Annotated in this window: 16 protein-coding genes; 1 reads left to right on the top strand and 15 read right to left on the bottom strand. The window is 73.6% G+C overall.

Annotation, left to right across the window (positions count from 1 at the left end; translation table 11 throughout):
* Positions 1-63 precede the first annotated feature (63 nt).
* The 12 genes from KGD84_RS09840 to KGD84_RS09785 all read right to left on the bottom strand — a co-directional run bounded on the left by KGD84_RS09840 (position 64) and on the right by KGD84_RS09785 (position 12,752).
* Entirely contained in the window at positions 64-1,230 is a 1,167-nt protein-coding gene (locus tag KGD84_RS09840; RefSeq protein ID WP_220559959.1) for a sensor histidine kinase, read from the bottom strand.
* A 276-nt stretch (positions 1,231-1,506) separates the two neighbouring features.
* On the bottom strand, positions 1,507-2,352 hold the full coding sequence (locus KGD84_RS09835) for a TrmH family RNA methyltransferase (RefSeq protein WP_220559958.1): 846 nt from the start codon (positions 2,350-2,352) through the stop codon (positions 1,507-1,509).
* Between the two features lie 32 nt (positions 2,353-2,384).
* Complete coding sequence (rplT, locus tag KGD84_RS09830; RefSeq protein ID WP_220559957.1) at positions 2,385-2,756, bottom strand: 50S ribosomal protein L20; 372 nt, start codon at positions 2,754-2,756, stop codon at positions 2,385-2,387.
* A gap of 160 nt (positions 2,757-2,916) precedes the next feature.
* Positions 2,917-3,111 carry a 50S ribosomal protein L35 gene (gene rpmI / locus KGD84_RS09825; RefSeq protein ID WP_073384074.1) on the bottom strand — a complete coding sequence of 65 codons (195 nt, stop codon included), beginning with the start codon at positions 3,109-3,111 and terminating at the stop codon, positions 2,917-2,919.
* 197 nt (positions 3,112-3,308) lie between these two features.
* A complete protein-coding gene (gene infC / locus KGD84_RS09820; RefSeq protein WP_260697233.1) occupies positions 3,309-3,881 on the bottom strand; it encodes a translation initiation factor IF-3 in 573 nt (190 codons plus the stop codon).
* Positions 3,882-4,273: 392 nt separating this feature from the next.
* Positions 4,274-5,098, bottom strand: a complete 825-nt coding sequence (locus KGD84_RS09815) for a shikimate dehydrogenase (RefSeq protein WP_220559956.1) — start codon at positions 5,096-5,098, stop codon at positions 4,274-4,276.
* The gene (gene mltG / locus KGD84_RS09810) at positions 5,098-6,573 is read right to left on the bottom strand and encodes an endolytic transglycosylase MltG (RefSeq protein ID WP_260697203.1); all 1,476 of its coding nucleotides are present in this window, start codon (positions 6,571-6,573) and stop codon (positions 5,098-5,100) included. The genes KGD84_RS09815 and mltG overlap by 1 nt, the downstream gene beginning before the upstream one ends.
* Before the next feature lie 781 nt (positions 6,574-7,354).
* A complete protein-coding gene (locus KGD84_RS09805; RefSeq protein ID WP_260697202.1) occupies positions 7,355-7,708 on the bottom strand; it encodes a hypothetical protein in 354 nt (117 codons plus the stop codon).
* Positions 7,705-8,193, bottom strand: a complete 489-nt coding sequence (gene ruvX, locus KGD84_RS09800) for a Holliday junction resolvase RuvX (RefSeq protein ID WP_220559955.1) — start codon at positions 8,191-8,193, stop codon at positions 7,705-7,707. The genes KGD84_RS09805 and ruvX overlap by 4 nt, the downstream gene beginning before the upstream one ends.
* Before the next feature lie 668 nt (positions 8,194-8,861).
* On the bottom strand, positions 8,862-11,531 hold the full coding sequence (gene alaS / locus KGD84_RS09795; protein ID WP_220559954.1) for an alanine--tRNA ligase: 2,670 nt from the start codon (positions 11,529-11,531) through the stop codon (positions 8,862-8,864).
* Between the two features lie 559 nt (positions 11,532-12,090).
* Complete coding sequence (locus KGD84_RS09790) at positions 12,091-12,363, bottom strand: hypothetical protein (RefSeq protein ID WP_220559953.1); 273 nt, start codon at positions 12,361-12,363, stop codon at positions 12,091-12,093.
* Positions 12,360-12,752, bottom strand: a complete 393-nt coding sequence (locus KGD84_RS09785; RefSeq protein ID WP_220559952.1) for a DUF948 domain-containing protein — start codon at positions 12,750-12,752, stop codon at positions 12,360-12,362. The genes KGD84_RS09790 and KGD84_RS09785 overlap by 4 nt, the downstream gene beginning before the upstream one ends.
* 359 nt (positions 12,753-13,111) lie before the next feature.
* Between KGD84_RS09785 and KGD84_RS09780 the strand changes: the two genes are divergently transcribed.
* Positions 13,112-14,647 (top strand): serine/threonine protein kinase, encoded by a 1,536-nt coding sequence (locus tag KGD84_RS09780; protein ID WP_220559951.1) that lies wholly within the window; start codon positions 13,112-13,114, stop codon positions 14,645-14,647.
* Here KGD84_RS09780 and KGD84_RS09775 read toward each other — a convergent pair.
* The 3 genes from KGD84_RS09775 to aspS all read right to left on the bottom strand — a co-directional run bounded on the left by KGD84_RS09775 (position 14,637) and on the right by aspS (position 20,575).
* A complete protein-coding gene (locus KGD84_RS09775) occupies positions 14,637-16,007 on the bottom strand; it encodes a replication-associated recombination protein A (RefSeq protein WP_220559950.1) in 1,371 nt (456 codons plus the stop codon). The genes KGD84_RS09780 and KGD84_RS09775 overlap by 11 nt on opposite strands.
* Before the next feature lie 72 nt (positions 16,008-16,079).
* A complete protein-coding gene (locus KGD84_RS09770; protein WP_370634684.1) occupies positions 16,080-17,990 on the bottom strand; it encodes a SpoIIE family protein phosphatase in 1,911 nt (636 codons plus the stop codon).
* Positions 17,991-18,832: 842 nt separating this feature from the next.
* Positions 18,833-20,575 carry an aspartate--tRNA ligase gene (aspS, locus tag KGD84_RS09765; protein WP_220559948.1) on the bottom strand — a complete coding sequence of 581 codons (1,743 nt, stop codon included), beginning with the start codon at positions 20,573-20,575 and terminating at the stop codon, positions 18,833-18,835.
* Positions 20,576-20,666 lie beyond the last annotated feature (91 nt).

Below are 20,666 nucleotides of genomic sequence, written 5' to 3'. Positions count from 1 at the left end.
TCCACTCACCGGTCCCGGGCACGCCGTGGAGCCCACCGGGGGCGTCGGAGGGTCTGAAGGGCTTCAGACGAACTCGGGCGTCCCGGCGGGCATGGTAAATCGGAACTCGGCACCGCCGCTGGGGGCGCGTCCGACGGTGATCGTGCCGCCGTGGGCCTCGACGAGGCCCTTGACGATGAACAGCCCGAGGCCGGTCCCGCTCCGGCGCTTGCTGCGCCAGAACTGGCGGAAGACGCGCGGAATGGTCTCGGGCGCTATGCCCTGGCCTTCGTCGCGCACCGACACCGCTGCTCCTCCCTCACACGGCTCGATCACGATACTGACAGTACCAGCGCCGTGCCGCACCCCGTTTTCCACGAGGTTGGAGAGGATCTGTTCGAGCTTGTCGGGGTCCAGCCACATCTGCGGGAGGCCTTCGCGCGTCTCGACCCGGAAGCGCTCCTCCGACTCGCCGGAGGCGACGCGGCCGGCGACGACCCGGCGCACCACCTCGGTGACGTCGACGACCTGGCGGCGGACCTCGATGCGGCCGGACTCGATGCGGGAGACGTCGAGCAGGTCGTGGATGAGCCGGGTGACGCGGTCGGCGTCGGCGTTGACGGTCTCCAGCATGAACAGCTTCTGCTTGTCGGTGAGCCGTTCCCACTTGGTGAGCAGCGTGGAGGTGAAGCCCTTGACGCTGGTCAGCGGGGAGCGCAGCTCGTGGGCGACCTCGGAGACGAGGTCGGCGCGGCTGCGCTCGGCGCGTGTGGAGGCGTCGCGCAGGGTGACGACCAGGCGGACGAGGTCGCCGCCGGGGCGGGCGCGCACGTAGCGGGCGGCGACGAGGATCTCGCGGTCGTCGGGCAGGTACAGGGCGCGCTCGGTCTGGCGGGTGCGGCCGCGGTCCCCCCCGTAGGGGTCGCTGGCCTCCCACCAGTCGTTGCCGTCCGCGCCGACCAGCGGCAGGGCGGCGCGGAAGTCGCGCCGCAGGGCGTCAGCGGCGGGGATGCCGGTGAGCTGGGCGGCCTGGGCGTTGTAGAGGATGACGCGGCCGCGGGCGTCGGCGACGACGACGCCGTCGGGCAGGTCGTCGGCGTGCAGCGGGGCGTGGCCGGTGACGGTGTCGTCCACGTCCCACAGCGGTGCGGGGGTCGGGTCGCCTCCGGTGCCGTCGTCCGGGGGGGTGTCGGAGGGGTGTGCACCCTCTCCGTCCTCCACCGGGTGATCCACCTGCCGGCCGCTGCCCACGCCTCTCCCCGCTCCCCTTGTAGGTCCACGGACGCAGGGCATCCGCGCCTGCGTGCCGCCGACCGATGGCGCCGGCATCCGCGACCACCACCGCAGATCTACCCGGCACGTCCGTCCGGTACGCCTCTTGAACAGGGATCTCCGCCCACGTCGGGGCGGGTGGCGCATCGGGGGGCGCCACCGTGATCCCGCTCAGACCCTATCGGCACCGACACCCCGTGCACGTGCATTTGCCAATGCGAGTGGCGCGTCGGCGCCGGAAATCCCCGCCGGCCCTCAGGAGCGCCGCTGCTGGCGCGCGGTGGTGTAGAGGCACACGGCCGCGGCCGTGGCCAGATTCAGGCTCTCGGCCCCGCCGTAGATGGGGACGCTGACCGCGCCGTCCGTCAGGCGGACGGTCTCCTCCGGCAGGCCCCAGGCCTCGTTACCGAAGACCCAGCCGACCGGACCGTCCAGGTCCCCGCCGTCGGCGACCTCGTGCAGGTCCCGCGGCCCGCCGCCGTCGGCGGCCCAGACCCGGGCGCCGCGCTCGCGCAGGAAGTCGACCGCCCGCGCCACCGGGACGCCCACCACGATGGGCAGGTGGAACAGGCTCCCGGCGGAGGCCCGCACGCACTTGCCGTTGTAGGGGTCCACGGAGGCGTCGGTGAAGATGACCACGTCGGCCCCGGCGGCGTCGGCGGTGCGCAGCACCGTACCCGCGTTGCCCGGGTCGCGGACGTGGGACAGGACCGCCGCCAGGCGCACGTCGCCGACCCCGTCCAGGGGGACGTCGACGAACTCGCAGACGGCGATGACGCCCTGCGGGGTGACGGTCTGGGCCAGCTCCGTCATGACGTCGAGGCTGACCCGGTGGACCGGGACGCCCGCCGTGTGGGCGGCGTCCATCAGGTCCAGATGGCGCTGCATGGCCTCGGTCGTGGCGTACACCTCGACCACGCCGGGGGCGGTCCCGCCATAGGGGGACCGCCCGGCACCGCCGGCCGCGGCCAGCGCTTCGCGCACGGCCTGCGGCCCCTCGGCGAGGAAGCGCCGCTCGCGCTGGCGGAAGGTGCGTTTGGCGAGCCGCCGAACCCCCTTGATCCTGGGTGACCGGACACTCGTGAACTCGTGGCTCGCCATCGCTCTACCCGTCAGACTCCGTGTGGAACCGGTCAGGCCGCGGCCTCGGCCGGAAGGGCCTTCTTGGCGGTCTCCACCAGGGTCGCGAACGCGGCCTCGTCGTTGACGGCCAGCTCGGCGAGCATACGGCGGTCGACCTCGATGCCGGCCAGCTTCAGGCCCTGCATGAAGCGGTTGTAGGTGAGGCCGTTGGCGCGGGAGGCCGCGTTGATCCGCTGGATCCACAGACGACGGAACTGGCCCTTGCGGTCCTTGCGGTCGCGGTAGGCGTAGGTCATCGAGTGGAGCATCTGCTCCTTGGCCTTGCGGTACAGGCGCGAACGCTGACCGCGGTAGCCGCTCGCCCGGTCGAGGACGACCTTGCGCTTCTTCTTGGCGTTGAGAGCCCGCTTCACGCGTGCCACTGTGACTCCCTCTTGTGTGTTCCGGCGCGCGGGGCGCGCCGACCGGCCCGACTCCGAGGAGTCCGGCGACCGGATTCGCTTCTGGTCGATCCCACCCGGCGGCCGTCACCGCGCCGCTGGGGCGCGGGGGCGCTTCCGGTGGGAGGGGAAGGTTCGCGGACTACTTGCCGAGAAGCTTCTTGATGAACTTCGCGTCCGCGGGGGCGAGCACGGCCTCGTTGCTCAGCTTGCGCTTGCGCTTGGAGGTCTTGTGCTCAAGGATGTGGTTCTTGTTGGCACGGCGGCGCATGATCTTGCCAGAGCCGGTGACCTTGAAGCGGTCCTTGGCCCCACTGTGGGTCTTGTTCTTCGGCATGTCGCCGTCGTCTCCTACTCCGTCGGCGTGTCGGTCCGCGCGCGGGGCGCGGGCGACACGGTTGTTCCGCCACTGCTTCCGTCACTGTGGCGGGGTCCCTGGACGCCGGCCGTGACGCGTTCGGATGTCCGCGCACAGCCCACCCCACCACCCGGTCCCTTCCGGCGGCCGGGCGGTGGGGGACTTCCCCGGAGCCGCTAGGCCTGTGCGTCGGGCTGTTCGCGGCGGGACTTGTCCCCCGCCGCGGCCGCGCGGGCCTCGGCCTTGTGCTCGGACCGCCGCTTGTGCGGGCCGATCACCATGACCATGTTGCGGCCGTCCTGCTTGGGCTGCGACTCCACCGTGCCAAGGTCCTGGACGTCCTCGGCGAGCCGCGCCAGCAGGCGGCGGCCCAGCTCCGGACGGGACTGCTCACGACCACGGAACATGATCGTCACCTTGACCTTGTCCCCGCTCTTGAGGAACCGCACCACGTGACCCTTCTTGGTCTCGTAGTCGTGCGGGTCGATCTTCGGGCGGAGCTTGATCTCCTTGATGATCGTGTTCGACTGGTTCTTACGGGCTTCGCGGGCCTTGACCGCTGACTCGTACTTGAACTTGCCGTAGTCCATCAGCTTGGCGACCGGCGGGCGCGCGGTCGGCGCTACCTCGACGAGGTCGAGGTCCGACTCCTGGGCGAGGCGCAGGGCGTCCTGCACGGAGACGATTCCGACCTGTTCACCGTTGGGTCCGACGAGACGGACCTCGGGCACCCGGATGCGGTCATTGATGCGGGGCTCGGCGCTGATGAGACCCCTCCCTAGCTTTCTCGGATTACCTGGGACCGGCCGCCCCTGATTGGTGCGGCCTGCTGGATCGGCCCGCCCGTCTCCGGCGGGTGGACCGACCGCGTCGGGGTCTCCCTGGAAAAGCGAAAACCCCGCCAGCGTGTGCAAGCGGGGTCGATCCGGTGGACGGCACGGCGACGCGCGTATCGGACGGACTCCGCGTACACGGAGCCCCGTCGCGACGGCGACGCATCGGGCCGACTCGGTGGACCCGCCCGGGCGTGACCCGACGGGTGGGAGGATCATCTCCGCTTGCGGTTCCAGTGTGACAGGCACACCGGACCAAGTCGATATCTCATACTACCAGTCGGGCGGACCCGCCCGGTCCGCGCCGCTCAGGAGGCGGCGCGGCGGGCCAGTTCGGCCTCCCCCGCGGCGCGCATCGCCTCGACCGGGACCCGTTCCCGGCCCGTCATCAGGCGCACCTGGGCCACCGCCTGGTGCAGCAGCATGGGGAAGCCGCCTACGACCCGGCCGCCCCGTTCCGCGACCCGGCGGGCCGCGGCGGTGGGCCAGGGGGAGTACACCACGTCGAACAGGTCCGCGCCGCTCTCGGCCAGCGGTCCGGCCAGGCCGTCGGCCGCGCCCGAGGGCAGCGACGAGACGACGAGGTCGACGCCGAGGTGGCGCTCGGCCTCGGCCAGGGGGGCCACCTCCACCGGGTGCCCCAGGCGCCCGGCGGCGGCGACCACCTCCTCGGCCCGGGAGGTGTCCCGGGCCAGGACCGTGACCGGGGCGGTGAGCCCGAGCCCGCGCAGGGCGGCCAGGGCCGAGGCCGCGGTGGCCCCGGCGCCCAGGACGGTGGCACTGCGGGGGGCGTCCACCCCGGCCTCGGCCAGGGCGGTGACGATGCCCTCGACGTCGGTGTTGTGGGCGGCCCAGCCGTCGCCCTCGCGGACCAGGGTGTTGGCCCCGCCGACGCGGACGGCCAGGTCCTCGGCCCGGTCTGCCAGCTCCAGCGCCCGCCGCTTGAGCGGCATGGTCAGGGAGAGCCCGGCCCAGTCCGGGCCGAGCCCGGCGAGGAAGGGGGCCAGCCCCTCCTCGCCGCACTCGTGCAGCCCGTAGGACCAGTCGTCCAGGCCCATCGCCGCGTAGGCGGCGGTGTGCAGGACCGGGGAGAGGGAGTGGGCGACCGGCGAGCCCAGGACCGCAGCGCGCATCAGCCGCCGCTCCAGTTCTCCATGAACTCCTGCTTGAGCAGCTCGAACTCGGCCTCGCTGTCGGTGAACTCGGTGACGCCGTTCTCCGGGTCCGTGGCCACGAAGTACAGCCACGGCCCCTCCGCCGGCTCCAGCGCCGCCATGATGGCGTCCTCGCCGGGGGCGACGAACGGCCCCGGCGGCAGGCCGGGCTTGTGGTAGGTGTCGAACCCGCTGGTGTCCGCGGCGCACGCGGCCAGCTGGTCGTTGTTCAGCGCGATGCCGTACTCGCCGATGGCGTAGAAGCAGGTGCTGTCCATGCCCAGGTTCATGTCGATCTCCAGGCGGTTGTAGATCACCCGGGAGACCTTGGGCATGTCCTCCTTGCTGCCGCTCTCGGCCTGGACGATGGAGGCGACGGCCATGACCTCGTCGGGGGTCAGGCCCAGTTCGGCAGCCCTCTCCTCCAGCCGCACCTTCTCGGCCGTCGCGTGGAACTGCTGGACCATGGTCTTGAGCATGGTCTGGGCGTCGGTGCCGGGGTCGAACATGTAGGTCGAGGGGAACAGGTACCCGGCGGCCTCGCCCTCGGCGTACTCGGGCAGGCCCAGTTCGTCGGGCCGGGAGTGGGCCGCCTCGAACTCCTCGTAGGGGACGCCGGTCGCCTCGGACAGCTCCTCCATGGCCTGCTCGTTGCGCAGGCCCTCGTTGACCGTGACCCGGCCGCCGAGGCGGTTGGCGGGGTCCAGCAGGGCCCGCACCGCGTTGTCGGCGCTCATGCCCAGGGCCAGGGAGTAGCTGCCCGGGACCAGGCCCTGGCCCCGCTCCTCCTCGGACAGGTCCTCCAGGGCGTTGGTGAACGCCCGCGGGCTGGCCACCACGCCCAGGTCGGTCAGGCCCTGGCCGACGGCGAGGCCGCTCTGGTTCTCCTCGATCACATAGACGACCTCGCCCTCGCCCGCGCCGTCGAAGTCCGGCGGGAAGACGTAGGTGCGCATCACGAAGAACCCGCCGCCGCCGATGACGGCGATGAGCGCCAGGACGAGCAGGATCATCATGCCCTTGCCGCGCCGTTTGGCCCGGCGGCCCTCCGGCGTGCGCTGCTGCTGGGCCAGGCGGGCGCGTTTGAGCTCCTTGGCCTTCTTGCGGCTGCTGCGGCCGCCCCCGTAGGCGGCGGCGATGTCGGCCAGGGCCGGCTCTTCGTAGTCGTCGTGGTCGTCCTCTTCGGACCCGGCCTCCTCGGACGCCTCCGGCTCCTCCGCGGGCTCCTCCTCGCGGCGGCCGCGTCGGCGGCCCCGCGGCGGGCGCCGCCGCGTCGGCCGCGGCCCCGGCCGCGCCGGGCGGGGGCTCCTCGTCGTCGTCGGCCGGGGCGCCGTACCCGGCGTCCTCGGACTCGCCGGCCTCCTCGGGCTCGGGCGCCTCGTCGGCCGCCGCGCCCCGGCGGCGCCGGGAGCGGCGGGGGGCCTCCTGCGCCGGGGCGGCGAAGGCGTCGTCATCGTCGGGGGCGTCCCGGAACGGCGCGCTCTCGTGGGACCCCGTGTCGCGGGGGTCCGTGTCGCGCGGGCCGGTGTCGAAGGACCCGGTGTCGTAGGAGCCCGTGTCGTAGGAACCGGTGTCGTAGGAGCCCGTGTCGTGGGCTCCCGTGTCCTGCGGCGCCTGTGCCCGGCGGGCGCGGCGGCCCCGGGGCGGGGCGTCGGCGATGAACGCGCCGGACTCCGCGGGCGGTTCCTCCACCGGGCCGCGGCGGCGTCGGCCGGAGCGGGTGCGGCCCGTGTCCTCGGCGGGCTCGGCGGCCTCCTCGGCGGGGACCCCGCGGTGGCGGCGGCCGCGGCGCGGGGTGGAGTCGAAGGAACCGGAGTCGGGGGACCCGTCGCCTCGGGCGCCGCGCGGACGCAGGTCCTCTTCGGACAGGGCTGCGAACGCCCCGGTGTCGGCGGAGCTGTTCACGCCGGGGAAGGGGACGGCGTCGAACGCCCCGGTGTCCTCGGGCAGGCCGTCCAGGAAGCCGGGCTCCTCGTCCCGGCGACCGCGCTTGCGGCCCCCGCGCCCGCGGCGCGGGGGCTCCTCGGCGGCGGCTCGGCGGCCGCGGCGGGAGGCGCGCGGCGCCTCCTCCCCGGCCGCGGGCGGAGCGGGGTCGGGCTCGGTGCGCTCGCGGCGGGCGCGGCGCGGCGGCTCCTCCTCGGCGGGGGCGGGCGCCGCGGGCGAGCCCAGGCCGAGCCAACGCGGCCAGGGCGTCCTGGGTGGTGTCGGCGGCGGGCGGCCGCCCCGGTGTCGGGGCTAGGCGTCGCGCGAGCGACGGGCACCGGAGCAGGCCGCACGGCCGCCGCGCAGCGCGTCGGCGGCACCGCCGCGGCGCTGCGGCGCCGCGGGCTCCTGGTCGCGGTCGGAGCGGCCCGGGTTCAGCGGGTCGTACTCCTGGTCGGGCCGGGGAGCGTAGCGGGGGGTCCGGAACTCGCCGGTCGAGGGCCCCGTGTGCCGGGGGCCGGACGCCTCGGAGTCGGCCCACGGAGAGGCCTCCGGGCGGGCGCGTCGGCCGCGCGCGGGGCCGCCGCGCGGGTCGTAGTCGCGACCGCTGTCGCGGTCGGCGCGTCCACGATAGGGATTTTCGGGGTAGTCATCCCTGTCGTTCATGATTCTCCCTGGCTGGAGCGGACGATCTCGCCCGGGGGCCGGCCTGTCGACCGTTCCTGGTCCAAGGCGCTCTGAAGGAGGACCGTGGCCGCCGCCTGGTCGATGACCGACCGGCGGGCGCGTCCGCCCTTGGCGCCCTTCTTACTGAAGGAGGCTCCGGAGAGCAGGTGTCCCTGCGCGGTCACCGTGGTGAGGCGTTCGTCGACCAGACGGACGGGGACGGGGTGCAGGAGTCCGGCCAGTGACGCCGCGAACTCCCGGGCCGACCGGGCGGCCGGCCCCTCCTCTCCTGACAGAGAGGCAGGGTAACCCACGATGACCTCCCGTGCCTCCTTCTCCAGGACCAGCAGGGCGATACGGTTCTTGTCGCCCCTGCCGCGCGGCACCGTCTCCAGGGGGCTGGCGAGCGTACCGGAGGGGTCGCTGACGGCCACACCGATGCGGGCGTTGCCGGGGTCGACGGCCAGGCGGACACCGTTCCTCACGAGGAGCGCCCCCCGGTTCGGGGAAGGCGGCAGGGGCGGGCCGTCCCGGTACGGGTACGGCACCGCGATGGGAGAATCCTCGACACGGTGGTCCTGTTCGTCAGGTGGATCGCGGGGAAAGTCCGCGCAGACGGCCGTTTGATCGGCTGTGACGCGCCACAGTATGCCCGATTCGATGACCGTACGCAGCCCGGGTCACGCGGAGTGGGTGCCGGCTCACGGTCCGGGCGCTCGGTCCACCGCTGCGCGGGATGCGGGACGGCCGTGGAGGCCGCATCCGAGTGTAAGTCACGCGAATCCCCCGTCATGGCGTCCGATCGCGCCCACACGGCCGGAGCCGGGAGCGCGGACGACCGCGTTCGCCCGGATCGTCACAGGTCGTGATACTACCCGGCACTGTATGTCACGCTGTGTCACCACGCCCGTGTTGCGAAGACCACGCCGGGAGCGGCGGCCGAACGAGGGCCGCCGCCCCGGCGGCACGGGGCGCCCAAAGCCCGTTCCCGGATGCCCTCCTGCACCGCCGGGGACCGCGAGGCGCAGACGGGGCCGAGGGCTCCCGCCCTCGGAGGGCGCCGGGCGGGGCGGCGGTGCCGCGGCCGCCGGGCCGTCCGTCGGGGGTTCCGACGGACGGCCCGCAGCGGAGCGGAGGCCCGGAGGAACAGGCGCTAGGCGCCGGCGATACGGGCCTCCACGGCGCGGAGGGCCTCGTCGACCTTGGTCGCGTCGGTGCCGCCGCCCTGGGCCATGTCGGGCTTGCCGCCGCCACCGCCGCCGAGCGCGCGGGCCGCCACGCCCACCAGGTCGCCGGCCTTGATCCCGGCCTTCTGCGCCGCCTTGTTGACCGCGATGACCACGACCGGGCGGTCCTTGGGCACGGCCGTCAGCGCCACCACGGCGGGCTCGGCCTCGCCCAGGCGGCCGCGCACGTCCGCGGCCAGGGTGCGCAGGTCGTCGCCGCCGGTGCCCTCGGGGGCCTGCTCGGCCACGACCAGCGCCGGCCCGTGGCGGCGGGCCCGCTCCGCGATGGAGCCGGCGGCCTGCAGGACCTGCGCCGCGCGCAGCTTCTCGATCTCCTTCTCCGCGGCGCGCAGCCGGGAGATCACGGCGTCGATGCGCTCGGGCAGTTCCTCGCGCGGGGCCTTGAGCTGCTCGGACAGGCGGCCGACCAGCGCCGACTCCTTGGACAGGCGCTTGAACGCGTCCACGCCGACCGCCGCCTCGACCCGGCGCACGCCGGAGCCGATGGAGGACTCGCCCAGGAGCTTGACGATGCCCAGCCGCGCGGTGGAGGGCACGTGGGTGCCGCCGCACAGCTCGACGGAGTAGTCGCTCATCTCCACGACCCGGACGCGGTCGCCGTACTTCTCGCCGAACATGGCCAGGGCGCCCATCTTGAGGGCCTCGTCCAGGCTCTTCTCCTCGGTGCGCACCGCGATGTCGCCGGCCAGGACGGTGTTGACCTCCTCCTCGACCTCGGCCAGCCGGGACTCGCCCAGGGCGTTGTCGGCGGTGAAGTCGAAGCGCAGGCGGCCCGGGCTGTTCTCCGAGCCGGCCTGGCCCGCCGAGGGGCCCAGCGCGTTGCGCAGCGCCGAGTGGATGAGGTGGGTGGCCGAGTGGGAGCGCTCGATGGCGTGCCGGCGGCCGCCGTCGATCGCCGCGTGCACGGTGTCGTCCACGGTGATCTCGCCCGACCGGACTGTGCCCCGGTGGACGAACAGGCCCGGCAGGGGCTTCTGCACGTCCTCGACGTCGACGATCCCGCGGCCCTCGACGGTGAGCGTGCCGGTGTCGGCCAGCTGGCCGCCGCTCTCCGCGTAGAACGGGGTGCGGTCCAGGACGATCTCGACCTTCTCCCCCTGGCGCGCGGCGGGCGAGGAGACCCCGCCGACCACGATGCCCTTGACCGTCGACTCGCTCTGGGCGTCGGTGTAGCCCAGGAAGTCGGTGGTGCCCGCGCCCTCGAGCAGCTGCGCGTACAGGGAGATGTCCGCGTTGCCGAGCTTCTTGGACTTGGCGTCGGCCTTGGCGGTGTCCTTCTGCCGCTGCATGAGCTCGCGGAAGGACGCCTCGTCCACGGTCAGGCCCTGCTCGGCCGCCATCTCCAGGGTGAGGTCGATGGGGAAGCCGTAGGTGTCGTGGAGCTGGAAGGCGTCGGAGCCGGAGAAGACGGTGCCGCCCGCGTGCCGGGTGCGCTCGGCCGCCCGGGAGAACAGGGCGGTGCCCGCGCGCAGGGTGTCGGCGAAGTTCTTCTCCTCGGTGTCGATGACACCGTGGATGACGTCGGCCTTGTCGAGCAGGTCGGGGTAGATGTCCTTCATCGCGTCGATGCTGACAGCGGTGAGGTCGTGCATGTGGCCGGTGTCGGTGCCCGAGAGCAGGCGCATGTTGCGGATCGAGCGGCGCAGGATGCGGCGCAGGACGTAGCCCGCCTTCTCGTTGCCCGGCTTGACGCCGTCGCCGACCAGCATGACGGCGCTGCGGACGTGGTCGGCGACCACGCGCAGCAGGACGTCCTGCTCGTGGTCGTCGCCGTAGCGGACCCCGGCCAGTTCGGCGGCGCGGTTCAGGACGCGGCCGATGATGTCGGTCTCGTAGATGTTGTCGACGCCCTGGAGGACCGCGGCCAGGCGCTCCAGGCCCATCCCGGTGTCGATGTTCTTCTTGGGCAGCTCGCCGAGGATCGGGAAGCCGGACTTGTCGCCGCCCTCGCCCCGCTCGTACTGCATGAAGACGAGGTTCCAGATCTCGATGTAGCGGTTCTCGTCCGCCTCGGGGCCGCCCTCGGCGCCGTACTCGGGGCCGCGGTCGTAGAAGATCTCGGAGCAGGGGCCGCAGGGTCCGGGGACGCCCATCGACCAGTAGTTCTCCTCCATCCCCATGCGCTGGATGCGCTCGGGGCGCACGCCCACCTTGTCGCGCCAGATCGCCTCGGCCTCGTCGTCGTCGAGGTAGACGGTGACCCAGAGCTTCTCGGGATCGATGCCGAAGCCGCCCTCGGCCACCGGGCCGGTGACCAGCTCCCACGCCAGCGGGATCGCCTGCTCCTTGAAGTAGGCGCCGAAGGAGAAGTTGCCGAGCATCTGGAAGAAGGTGGCGTGCCGGGAGGTCTTGCCCACCTCCTCGATGTCCTTGGTGCGGATGCACTTCTGGACGCTGGTGGCGGTCTCGTACGGCGGAGTGCGCTGGCCCAGGAAGTAGGGCTTGAAGGGGACCATGCCTGCGGGCACCAGCAGCAGCGTGGGGTCCTCGGCGATGAGGCTTGCCGAGGGCACCACGGTGTGTCCGTTCTTCTCGAAGAAACTGAGGAAGCGGCGCGCGATCTCTGCCGTCTCCATTGATGCCCTCCTGTGCTCGGCTCCGCCGCCCTCGGCGGGCCCGTCCCTGCCCGGGACCTGGTTGCGCGTGGTCGGTCGGTCGCCCCATCGTAGGGGGGACGACCACGCGGATGCCTGTGGTTTTCGCCTGCGCGGCCGGCCCCTGCGGGGGCGGCCGACCCGGGACCCGTCCTGTCGACGACAACGCGGGGACCTCGGTTGTTCCAAGGCTATCGCCGTCGGGCACCGGGAGGCGCCGGGTCGGCGGGCCCTCGCCGGGTGATCGCCGCCGACGCCTCCCTGGGGAGGTCGGGCGCCCGACCGGCGGAAGGCGCGGGGCCGGGCGGCGCCGCAGCCCCCGGCACGGCACGGAGGGCGGACGCGCCCGCCCGCGGCACGGGAGCCCCGGGCGGGAACGGGCGCGGCGGGAGGGGCTGGCTCCCGCCCGGCGCACGCGGGGGCGGTCGGCCGCCCGGGCGCGGAGCCGGCGGGGTGACCGGGCGGTGCCGCGGCCCCGGCACGGGGGCCGGGGCCCCGGGCGGGGACGGGCGCGGTGGAGGGGCCGGTCCCCCGGCACCGGTCAGTCCCCGGGCAGGGCGCGGCGGCCGGCGGGGGGCAGGGCGCGGGAGCGGCGGGGCGCGTAGGTGCGCAGCAGCTCCTCCTCCTGCTCGCGGACGGCCTCGGCCAGGTCCTCGTTCAGTTCGCGCAGCGCGCCCTTGTACTCGCCGACCCGGTCCTCGACCCGCTCGGCGATGCCGCCGGGGGTCAGGGCCCGCCGGGCCTGGTGGACGCGGTGCACGGCGTAGCCGCCCAGGGCGGCCCCCGCGGCGAGGTAGAGCAGTCGCCGGATCACCGGTTCTCCTTCCGGCGGCGGCCGCGCACGACCGCCAGGGCGCGGCGCTGGCCCAGGACCCGGCGGACGCCGTAGGACAGCGAGGCCGCCTTGACGAGCGGACCGGTGACCACCGAGCGGGTGAGCGCGGTCATGGTGGCCACGTCCTCGGTGGTGGCCTGGGCGTTGGCGGTGATCTCCTCCACGCGCTCCAACGAGGTGTTGGCGCGTTCGACGGTGGCGGCGACGTCGTCCATCAGGGGCGGGGTGCGGTCACCCAGTTCCGAGACGACCGTGGTCGCGGCGTTGATGAGCTTGATCAGTTTGACGAGCGCCACGCAGATGAACGTGGCCAGCACCGCCCAGACCACCGCGGCGACGAGCGCGGCGACCTCTCCTCCGGTAAGCATGCGGGCTCCGTAAGGCGGATAGGGGCTACTTCTGAGGGTCTGTTTCCGAGGGTCCGTGTGCGACACCTGCCCCCGCGCGTGCGCCGGAGTGGCGTCGGGGGCCGCCCGCCGTCGGCCGCGCTCCGGGGTGGGGGCGTCCGAACCGGCGGGTTCCGGCCGACCATATCGCGTCGGGCCGACCGGTGTGCGGGGGCCTCGCCGTGCGCGGGCCGACCGGCCTCCGGGCGGTGGCCGATGCGGGACGCGGGCGTCGACTCCACTCCCCGTTTTCGGGAGAATGATCGTGGATCGGGATCTTCACTACGATGTCCGGACACTCCGCCGCCCCGTCGGCCCAGAAGCATCGCGACAGGACACCCATGAGCCCTCGTTCTCCCCGAGAGATCTCCGTGCTGGTACCGGAGCACCTGCCCCCGCTGTATCCGGACGACCCGACGCGGATAGGCCCCTACCTCGTCCTCGGACGGCTGGGGCAGGGGGCGTCCGGAACGGTCTACGCCGCGGTGGACGCGGCCTCTCCGACCGCGGGCGAGCGGCTGGTCGCGGTGAAGGTCGTCAAGGCCCCGGCCCCGGGCCCCGAGCGCGAGGCGCTGGTGCGGCGGCTGACCGCGCTGTCGCAGGTGGACCCGGCGCGGGTGGTGGTGCCGCTGGCGTTCGACGGCCGGGCCGACCGGCCGTGGCTGGCGATGCCGTACATGGAGGGCCAGCGGCTCTCGCACTTCATCACCAAGCGCGGGGGCCTGGGCACCGGAAAGCTGCTGGCGCTGGCCGTGGGCCTGGCCGAGGGGCTGTCCGCGCTGCACGCCCGGGGCGTCGCACACGGGTCGCTCAACCACGAGCGGGTGCTGCTGGAGTCGCACGGGCCGCACATCATGGACTGCGCGGTCGCCGACGCGCACACGGCCGGCTCAGGCGCCACCTGGATGAGCCCGGAACGCTACCGGGGCGCGGCGGCCTCCCCCGCCGCCGACGTGTTCGCCTGGGGTGCGGTCACCGCCTACGCGGGCACCGGGCGGCTGCCGTTCGGCCCCGGCGAACCGGAGGAGATCGCCGGACGCGCCGCGGCCGGGGAGCACAACCTGACCGGGCTGCCCAAGGGGCTGGTGCCGCTGGTGTCCCGCTCCCTGGACCCCGATCCGGACGCACGGCCGAGCCTGAACGAGGTGATCGGCTCGGTCCTGGCCGTCTGGCAGAGGGAGAACGGCCGCGAGGGGTCCGGACCGCCCGACCGCGACGAGGTCGCCGCCCTGATGGAGCGCGAGTGGCGTGCGGTCGAACCGGCCCAGCGGGTGCCCCGGGTGATCCGCCTGGAGGGGCGCCCGCCCCGGCGGCTCCCCCGGCGGGCGCCGATCCTGGTGGGCGCCGGCGTGCTCGCCGCGGTGCTGGTCGGCGCGGGCGTGTGGGGCGTGGTCCGGCTGGCGGGGTCCTCCGACGACGAGGCGCTGGTGGCCGGCACCGAACAGGAGGCCTCCCCCTCGCCCTCCCCGGAGGAGGCGCCCCGGACGCTGGTGGTGCGGTTCGATCCCGCCGAGCAGGAGAACGTCGTGGAGGGGCCCTGGGTCTACACCCCGGTGGACCGCGACGACGAGCCGCAGCGCGGCCAGGGCGTGCCCACCCACCAGGACTGGGCCGCGCAGTGGGAGGAGGCCGGGGAGCCGGCCTCCGCCGTGATCGACCCCGAGGCCGAGGTGCTGTGCGCCAAGTTCTGCGCCGCCCCCGACCACGTGTTCCTGGACGAGGAGGGGCGCGGGACCTGGGAGCTGACCGGCCGCGACTTCATCGACTACCTGTCGTGGGGGCCGGTGGTGATCGTGGAGGTCACCTTCTCCGAGGAGGAGCCCGCCGAGGGCGGGCCCCGGGAGATCGTTCAGGTCACCGAGCTGTTCACCGACTAGCGTCGGGCCGGGGGCCCTGCGCGTCGGGCCGGCCGCCGCGCAGGACCTCCTTGATGCGACCCAGCACCTCCGAGACGCGGCGTTCGGCGCCGTGCTCGGTGGGGCGGTAGTACTCGCGGCCCACCAGGCCCTCGGGGGCGTGCACCTGGGGGGCGACGCCGCCGGGGTGGTCGTGGGCGTAGCGGTAGCCCTTGCCGTGGCCCAGCTCCTTGGAGCCCCGGGAGTGGCCGTCGCGCAGGTGGAGCGGGACCGGCCCGGCCCGTCCGGCGCGGACGTCGGCGATGGCCTCTCCGATGGCGGTGATCACCGCGTTGGACTTGGGCGCGACGCTGATGTGGATGACGGCCTGGGCCAGGTTGATGCGCGCCTCGGGCATGCCGATCAGCTCGACGGCCTGGGCGGCGGCGACGGCCGTCTGGAGCGCGGTGGGGTCGGCCATGCCGACGTCCTCGCTGGCGTGCACGACGATGCGCCGGGCGATGAACCGGGGGTCCTCCCCCGCCTCGATCATGCGGGCCAGGTAGTGCAGGGCGGCGTCGGGGTCGCTGCCGCGCATGCTCTTGATGAACGCGCTGACGACGTCGTAGTGCTGGTCCCCGGAGCGGTCGTAGCGCACGGCGTGGCGGTCCACGGCCCGTTCGAGGTGGGCGGCGGTGATCTCGACCGGCTCGGCGGCGGGCGGCCCGGCCACCAGGGCCGCGGCCTCCAGGTAGGTGAGGGAGCGGCGGCCGTCACCGCCGGCCAGCCGGACCAGGTCGTCGGCGGCCTCGCCGGTGAGCGTGTAGCGCCCGTCCAGGCCGCGCTCGTCGGTGAGCGCCCGCTCCAGCAGGGCGTGCACGTCGGCGTCGTCCAGGGGCTCCAGGGTGAGCAGCAGGGAGCGGGACAGCAGCGGGCCGACCACGGAGAAGAAGGGGTTCTCGGTGGTGGCGCCGATGAAGCTGACCCACCGGTTCTCCACGGCGGGCAGCAGCGCGTCCTGCTGGGTCTTGTTGAACCGGTGGACCTCGTCGACGAACAGCAGGGTGCGGGTGCCGTTCATGCCCATCCGGCGGCGGGCCTCCTCGATGACCGCGCGCACGTCCTTCACACCGGCGCTGACCGCGGACAGCTCCACGAACCGGCGCTTGGTGGCCTTGCTGACCACGGTGGCCAGGGTGGTCTTGCCCGTCCCGGGCGGGCCCCACAGGAACACGGACATGGGCGCGTCGTCCTCGACCAGGCGGCGCAGCGGGCTGCCCTCGCCCAGCAGGTGGCCCTGGCCCACCACCTCGTCGAGGGTGCGGGGCCGCATGCGCACGGCCAGCGGCTCCTGTCCTTTGGCCGCCTCGGACCCGGCATCGTCGAACAGAGTTGCAGACACCCGTCCAGGGTAGGCGGTGGCGGCGACGTTCGCGGCCGGTACGGCTCGTGGCCCGTCGGCCCGGGCGGGGCCTCAGGCGGCCGGGCGGCGCATGCGGGCGACGAGCAGGGCGATGTCGTCGCCGCGTCCGGCGGGGGCCATCTCGGCCAGGGCGCGGGCGGCACCCTCGGGGTCCTCGCAGTGCTCGACCAGGGCGGCGCCGACCTTGTCCAGGCCGGCCTCCATGAGCACGTCGGCGCTCTCCACCAGCCCGTCCGTGCACAGCAGGAGGGTGGTGCCCGGGTCCAGGACGCGGGTGGTGACGGGGTAGGCCGTGTCGGGCAGCACGCCCAGCGGCGGCCCGGTCTCGGGCTCCCACAGCTCGTAGCCGTCGGGTCCGGCCAGGATGGCCGGGGGCTGCCCGGCCCAGGCGGCCTGCATGGCTCCGGTGGCCCGTTCCAGCACCAGGTAGCCACAGGTGGCGAAGACGATCTCGCCGGTGTCGGTGAGCAGCCGGTTGGTCTCGCCCAGGACGACTCCGGGGTCGGACTGGTTGCTGGCGTAGGCGCGGAAGGCGGCGCGGATCTGGCCCATGGCGGCGGCCGCCTCCACACCGTGGCCCTGGACGTCGCCGACCAGCAGGCCGACGCGGCCCCCGGGCAGTTCGACGACATCGTAGAAGTCGCCGCAGATGCGCCAGTCCGCTCGGGAGGGCAGGTACTTGGTGGCGATGTCCAGGTCGGGGAAGCTGGCGACCTGGCGGGGCAGCATGCGCCGCTGCACGGCGTCGGCCAGCTCCAGCTCGGCCTGCTGAGCCTTGATGCGCTGAAGCGCCTGGCCGGCCAGCCCGGCGAAGGTGAGCATGAGGGCGCGCTCGTCGCGGCTGGCGTGGTGGGGGCGGTCCCACACCATCTGCCAGACGCCCAGGGAGACCTTGCCGTCGCCGAAGATCGGCACGGTCGCCCAGGCCTGGGACTTGGAGTCGTTGTGGCGCATGAGGTCGACGGCGGCCGGGAAGCGGCTGACGACCTCGGCGCGGCTCTCGAAGAAGCGGGGCTGGCGGTCCTGGACCACCGCGCCCATGGGGAAGTCGGTGTCGTAGGCGCTGCGGCCGTCGATAAGGCCGGCGTTGCCGCGACCGCGGGCGCCGGGCGAGGTGCGCAGCACCCCGTCCTCCACGTACAGGGCCACCGCCTTGTAGCCGCCGAAGATCGGCAGGAACTCCTCGCTGAGCAGGTCCATGACCTTGTCGACGGTGGTGGCCGAGACGAGCTTGGACGACAGCTCGGTGACCAGGCGGCCGTGCTCGGCCTCGGTGCGGCGGCGGTCGGCCAGGCGGCGCACCAGCTGGACGTGCTCGGTGACGTCGTCGACGATGCCGACGAGGCGGTCGGGCTCGCCCGGCACGAACCGGGCGCGCACGTGCAGGGAGCGCTCGTCGCCGAGGCGGTCGAAGACCCGGAAGCGCTGCTCGTAGTCGCGTCCGGCGAAGGAGGCGGCCATGGCGTCGCGGACCCGGGCGATGTCGTCGGGGTGGACGCGTTCCAGGATGCGGTCCAGCTCGCGGTCCTCCCCGGCCAGCAGCGAACCGAGCGGGGTGGGGCCGAAGAGCTCGTGCAGGCGGCCGCTGCCCAGGTCCAGGCTCCACAGGACGGAGTCGGAGTTGTCGGTGCGCAGCTCGCCGATGACCCGCAGGTCGGTCTCCTCGGTGGACAGCACGTGCACGAGCACCACGGCGTCGCCTCCGTCCACCGGCAGTACCTCGGCCTCGGCCAGGCGGTCGGCCTTCGAGGTGACGGAGACCCGCAGGCGGCGGCGCGGGCGGCCGTTCGGGGAGGTGCGGTGGGCCAGGGACTCGTGGTGGAAGCGGGCGGCGCGGCCGTCGTCCCCGGCGAGCAGGTCGTACCAGCGGCGGCCCGCCAGGTCGTCGGCCGCGCGGTCGACGAGGGCGAGGAAGGCGTGGTTGGCATGGCGGATCGAGCCGTCGGCCGCGGTGAGCACCATGGGTTCGGGCGCGTGAAGGAACGCCCCGGCGAGCGCGCCCTGCGAACCACCACCTGCAGCACGTTCTTCGTTCACGGACTCAATCCTCATGTCGTCTCGGACGTCACAGCCGTGCCCGGGCACGGTCACCCCCTGCGGACATTCCGATTCGGCTCATTCTAGTGTCGGGGGTGGGGCTGTCTCCGGGGAGCGCTCCGAGGGCGGTCGGCTCCCCCGCCCGTCCGCGCCACCCGCGCGACCTCGTGCGGCACGGGTCGGTGCGGCCCACCGGCATGGGGGTGTTCGGCGCACGCGGGCCCACGGGCCGGCAGGGGCCGACCCCGGTGCACAAATCGTTACGCTCGCGTGACTCGGTGGCACAGAAGGCACTTCACCACCATTTCCGCCCACCGGTGCGACGAGGCCCCCGTCGTACCACGCGACCACTCCCGAGGACGCCGGTGCTTGGTGGGGGGAAGGGTGATTCGCCCACAACCGTAGGGGATGTCACGGCCGGGCGCATCCACAGGAGTCACACGAGGCCATGTTCGGCCAGGTTTTTCCAGGAGAACCGAGGAATTCCTTCACATAGGTCACCTAGGACCGTTTTATGGAGTTCCCGAAAGTATCGCCGGAACGCGGAGAGCGCGGCCGGTCGGGGCCGCGGGCACCGGCCCTCCCCCGGGCGCCGAATCCCGCGCGAAGGCGCAGGTCGGACGCGGTCCCTCCGAGCGGACCGTTCCGGGCTGTGCCCGGTGCGGTCCGGACGGCGGCACAACCCGGACGGGGGCGCGGCGTGTCCGGTGAAAGCCGCGGGGGCGGTGCGCCGACGCGCACCGCCCCCGCGGACCCGGTCACCCGGTTCAGGCCTCCTCGGCCTCCGGGTCGACGTCCACCCCGGCCTCGGCGCGCTGCTCCGCGGTGATCGGCGTCGGGGCGCCGGTCAGCGGGTCGCCGCCGGAGGCGGTCTTGGGGAACGCGATGACCTCGCGGATCGTCGGCTGCCCGGCGAGCAGCATGATGATCCGGTCCCAGCCCACGGCCAGGCCGCCGTGCGGCGGCGGGCCGAACTTGAACGCCTCCAGCAGGAAGCCGAACTTGGACTCGGCCTCCTCCTTGCTCAGGCCGATCGTGTCGAAGACGCGCTGCTGCATCTCGGCCCGGTGGATACGGATCGAGCCGGAGACCAGCTCGTAGCCGTTGAGCACCAGGTCGAAGGCGCGCGAGTTCGTCGTGCCCGGGTGGTCCTGGAAGTCGTCCTCGTCCTCGACGGCCGGGGCGGTGAACGGGTGGTGCACCGGCTTCCAGGAGCCCTCCTCGTCGGCCTCCTCGAACAGCGGCATGTCGGTGATCCAGAGGATCTCCCAGCGGGACGCGTCGATCAGGTCGCAGCGGCGGCCGATCTCCAGGCGGGCCGCGCCCAGCAGCTCCTGGGCCTCGAACCGCTTGCCCGCGGCGAAGAACACCGCGTCGCCCGGGGCGGCGCCGACCTTGGCGGCCAGGCCCTCCCGCTCGGCGTCCGACAGGTTCTTGGCCACCGGGCCGCCCAGGGTGCCGTCCTCCTGGACCAGGACGTAGGCCAGGCCCTTGGCGCCGCGCGAGCGCGCCCAGTCCTGCCAGGCGTCCAGCTCCTTGCGGGTCTGGGACGCGCCGCCGGGCATGACCACGGCGCCCACGTACGGGGCCTGGAACACCCGGAAGGTGGTGTCGGCGAAGTAGTCGGTCATCTCGACCAGCTCCTGGCCGAAGCGCAGGTCGGGCTTGTCGGAGCCGAACCGGTCCATCGCCTCGGCGAAGCGCATCCGCGGGAAGCGCTCGGGCAGCTCGATCCCGCGCACCTCGCGCAGCAGCCGAGTGAACAGCTGCTCGCCGACGGCGAAGATGTCCTCCTCGTCGACGAAGCTCATCTCCAGGTCGATCTGGGTGAACTCCGGCTGGCGGTCGGCGCGCAGGTCCTCGTCGCGGAAGCAGCGGGTGAGCTGGTAGTAGCGCTCCATGCCGCCGACCATGAGCAGCTGCTTGAACAGCTGCGGCGACTGCGGGAGGGCGTACCAGTGGCCCGGCTGGAGGCGGACCGGGACCAGGAAGTCGCGGGCGCCCTCCGGCGTGGAGCGCGTCATGTACGGGGTCTCGATGTAGGTGAACCCCAGGTCGCGCATGGTCTCGTGGGCGATGTAGGTCGCCTTGGAGCGGATGCGCAGGTTCTCGGCCATCTCCGAGCGCCGGATGTCCAGGTAGCGGTAGCGCAGCCGGGTCTCCTCGGCCACGTCGGAGGCGCTGTCGAGCTGGAAGGGCAGCGGGGCGGCCTCGCTGAGCACCTCGATCTCGTCGGCGACGACCTCGACCGCGCCGGTCGGGATGTCGGGGTTCTCGTTGCCCTCGGGGCGGACCCGGACCGAGCCGGTGACCTTGATGCAGTACTCCGCGCGCAGGTCGTGGGCGAGGTCGTCCTCGCGGACGACGACCTGGACCACACCGGAGGCCTCGCGCAGGTCGAGGAAGACCACGCCACCGTGGTCGCGGCGGCGCGCCACCCAGCCGGCGAGCACGACGCTCTCCCCGGCGTTCCCGGCGCGCAACGCACCTGCTTCATGCGTGCGTATCAACGAACTTCTCCTTCGGCGTCTTCGAGTACGTGTCAAGTCTGCCCGACCCGCGCCGGGGCACGGTGCGCCCCGGGGCGCACCGGCCCGGTCA

Origin of the sequence: Nocardiopsis changdeensis (assembly GCF_018316655.1) — a bacterium.
Taxonomy (GTDB): domain Bacteria; phylum Actinomycetota; class Actinomycetes; order Streptosporangiales; family Streptosporangiaceae; genus Nocardiopsis; species Nocardiopsis changdeensis.
This window is presented reverse-complemented; position numbering and strand designations above follow the sequence as displayed.